Genomic DNA, 3,130 nt, shown 5'->3' on the forward strand with positions numbered 1-3,130 from the left:
CTTTCGCGCTTTTCGTAAATTCGAGATGCTTTCGCCGCCCAGCCCGTAATTATCCGTATCTACTTCGTCGATTATGACGACGGTACTCGCGCGGTTGCGTCCCAACACGCTAGCCACCAGCTCCGTAACGCCGCTAATTAGCGCTCGCTTTTGCTCCGCCGTCGGCTCGCCGTTTTCTTTCGTTACGCGAATATTAACAAACGGCATGTTTTTCCTTTAAATTTAGATTTTGCGAATTTAGCGCAAATTTTAAACCCGCGAAATTTGAGCGCAAACGCGAGTGTAGCGAATAACTCCGCAAAACGCTCGCGAAATGCCGCTAGTCTATTTTTAAAACGCTTAAAAACGCTTCTTGCGGCAAATTTACCTTGCCGATAGCTTTCATGCGCTTTTTGCCCTCTTTTTGCTTTTCAAGCAACTTTCTCTTACGCGTGATGTCGCCGCCGTAGCACTTGGCGGTTACGTTTTTGCCCATCGATTTCACCGTTTCGCGCGCGATGACTTTATTGCCGATGCTGGCTTGTATCGCGACCTCAAAGAGTTGGCGCGGCACGATCTCTTTCATCGCTTTTACGAAGTCGCGTCCTTTGGACTGGGCTTTACTTTCGGGCACGATGATGGAGAGCGCGTCCACGGTCTCGCCCGCGACCTTGATATCAAGCTTCACCAGATCGCCCACGCGGTAGTCGCTAGGCTCGTAGTCAAAGCTCGCGTAGCCTTTGGTGCTCGATTTTAGTTTGTCGTAAAAGTCCATCACGATCTCGTTCATCGGGATGTCGTACTCGAGCAGCACGCGTTCGGGCGTGATGTAGTCCATCTTGGTCTGCACGGCGCGGCGGTTATTTAGCAGCGTGATGATGTTGCCCAAAAACTCGCTAGGCGTGATGATCGTGGACTTGACGTAGGGCTCTTTGACGTGCTCGATTTTATTGACCGGCGGGAGCTGGCTTGGATTTTGGATACGTAAAATTTGACCGTCGGTTTGCACGACTTCATAGGTTACGGTCGGAGCCGTGGCGATGAGATCGAGGTCAAATTCGCGCTCCAAGCGCTCCTTGATAACCTCCATGTGCAGCAGCCCCAAAAATCCGACGCGAAAGCCAAATCCTAGTGCGACCGAGGTTTCCGGCTCGTAGCTAATGGAGCTGTCGTTTAGCTTTAGTTTATCCAGAGCGTCGCGCAGATCTTCAAATTTATCTGTTTCGATCGGATAAAGCCCCGCAAATACGAACGGTTTAGCCCGCTCAAAGCCTCCGACTGGCTCTTTTACGGGATTACGAGCCAGCGTGATCGTGTCGCCCACCTGCACGTCGCTCACGTTTTTTAGCCCCAGCACCACGATGCCGACCTCGCCCGCGCCCAAATTTGCCGTTTTTATCGGCGCGATCGGGTTTGGATACATGAGGTCTAGTACGATGTGTTTTTTGCCTGTGCCCATGACTAGGATCTCGTCGTTTTTCTTTAGCTCGCCGTCGTAGACGCGCACGAGTGCCAGCGCGCCTAGGTAGTTGTCAAACCAGCTGTCGTAGATGAGCGTTTTTAGCGGTTTTTCCGCCTCTCCGCCGGGAGCAGGGATACGCGTGATGATGGCTTCTAGCAGATCTTTGATGCCGATGCCGCTTTTAGCGCTAACCTCGACCGCGCCGCTACAGTCAAGCCCTATAACGTGCTCGATCTCGTTTTTTACGCGCTCCGGGTCTGCTGCGGGGAGGTCGATTTTATTTATGACGGGGATGATTTCGAGGTTGTTTTCTAGCGCGATATAGACGTTTGCGATGGTCTGCGCCTCTACGCCCTGGCTAGCGTCCACGACGAGCAGCGCGCCCTCGCAGCTAGCTAAGGAGCGGCTCACCTCGTAGCTAAAATCCACGTGGCCCGGTGTGTCGATCAAATTTAGGACGAAATTTTGCCCGCCAAGCGCGTAGTTTAGGCGTACGGACTGGGCCTTAATCGTGATGCCACGCTCTTTTTCGATGTCCATCGTATCCATGATTTGACTGCTCATCTCGCGGTCGCTGACGGCACCGCACTCCTGGATCAGGCGGTCGGCAAGCGTTGATTTGCCGTGGTCGATATGAGCGATGATGCTAAAATTTCTGATGTTTTTCATATATTTTCTTTTATTGCTATTAAATTTTCAAGAAATTTTAGCGAAAATTCTCTTTAAACTTATTTAAAACTTAATTGTAAAAATGCTGGATGAATTTTTAAAAGCCGCCCGAGCGGACGGCGGGAATCTACTCTTTCGGGCGAGATTCATTAACCCTTAAAACGCGTCCGCCGATCTCTTTGTTATTAAGCGCATCGATCGCTTTTTGCGCCTCGTCGTCGTTATCCATCTCTACAAACCCAAACCCTTTCGAGCGGTTCGTATCGCGATCTTTAACGATCTTTGCGCGCTTTACTTCGCCAAACGGCGCAAAAGCTTCCTTTAACTCTGCCTCTGTCATACGATATGACAAATTTCCTACGTAAATATTCACAGGAATGTTTCCTTAAAAAAATTTCCGATCACTCGGTGGGCTAATGATAGCCAAATTCGCACCAAAAAGCTATGAATTTTGAAAATTTAGGGTAAATTTTGATAAAAAACGCTTAAACGGTTACGCGCTAAATGTTTTTTAAGCTAAATTTTACGCTAAATCTATCAATAGCTCGTCTCGTAGCTCGCGATAAATTTTCTCTCCGCAAAGCTCGCGTGCTACGGCAAGCGCGAATTCCATCGCGGTAGCAGGCCCCCGAGAGGTAATTACATTGCCGCATTTTACGACCTTTTGGCTACCGGTAAAACCCGATTTATCCTCGCGTACCCTGCCCTCAAAGCCCGGGTAACACGTCCATTTTTCGCTCAAAACCCCGTGCGCCGCTAACGCCATGGGTGCGGCGCAAATCGCGGCGATCAGCTTGCCCTGCTCGTTAAAATTTCGCAAAATTTCGCCCACTTGCGCGCTATTTGCCAAATTGCTAGCTCCGGGCATTCCTCCGGGAAGCACTACCGCGCTAAACTCGCCCGCGTTAATATCTCCAAACGTCGCATCCGTCTTTACGAGCGCGCCGTGAGCGCCTTTTACGACCTCGCCGTCAAGCCCCGCACACAGGACGTCTATGCCGGCCCTTCGCAAAATATCGA

At 50.5% G+C, this 3,130-nt stretch carries 4 protein-coding genes; all 4 read right to left on the reverse strand.

Features of this window, described 5'->3' with window-relative positions; translation table 11 throughout:
* Window positions 1-207 (reverse strand): 4-oxalocrotonate tautomerase family protein (locus QZ147_RS08835; RefSeq protein WP_295149454.1); only part of this gene is annotated, 207 nt, incomplete at its 3' end.
* A 112-nt stretch (window positions 208-319) separates the two neighbouring features.
* The gene (gene lepA / locus QZ147_RS08840; protein ID WP_295149457.1) at window positions 320-2,110 is read right to left on the reverse strand and encodes a translation elongation factor 4; all 1,791 of its coding nucleotides are present in this window, start codon (window positions 2,108-2,110) and stop codon (window positions 320-322) included.
* A 127-nt stretch (window positions 2,111-2,237) separates the two neighbouring features.
* Window positions 2,238-2,483, reverse strand: coding sequence for an RNA-binding protein (locus tag QZ147_RS08845; protein WP_295149459.1), 246 nt, complete (start codon window positions 2,481-2,483; stop codon window positions 2,238-2,240).
* Between the two features lie 150 nt (window positions 2,484-2,633).
* On the reverse strand, window positions 2,634-3,130 hold a 497-nt coding region (locus tag QZ147_RS08850), incomplete at its 5' end, for a DJ-1 family glyoxalase III (protein WP_295149462.1).

The sequence above is a fragment of the uncultured Campylobacter sp. genome, from assembly GCF_905371695.1.
In the GTDB taxonomy this organism is placed as follows: domain Bacteria; phylum Campylobacterota; class Campylobacteria; order Campylobacterales; family Campylobacteraceae; genus Campylobacter_A.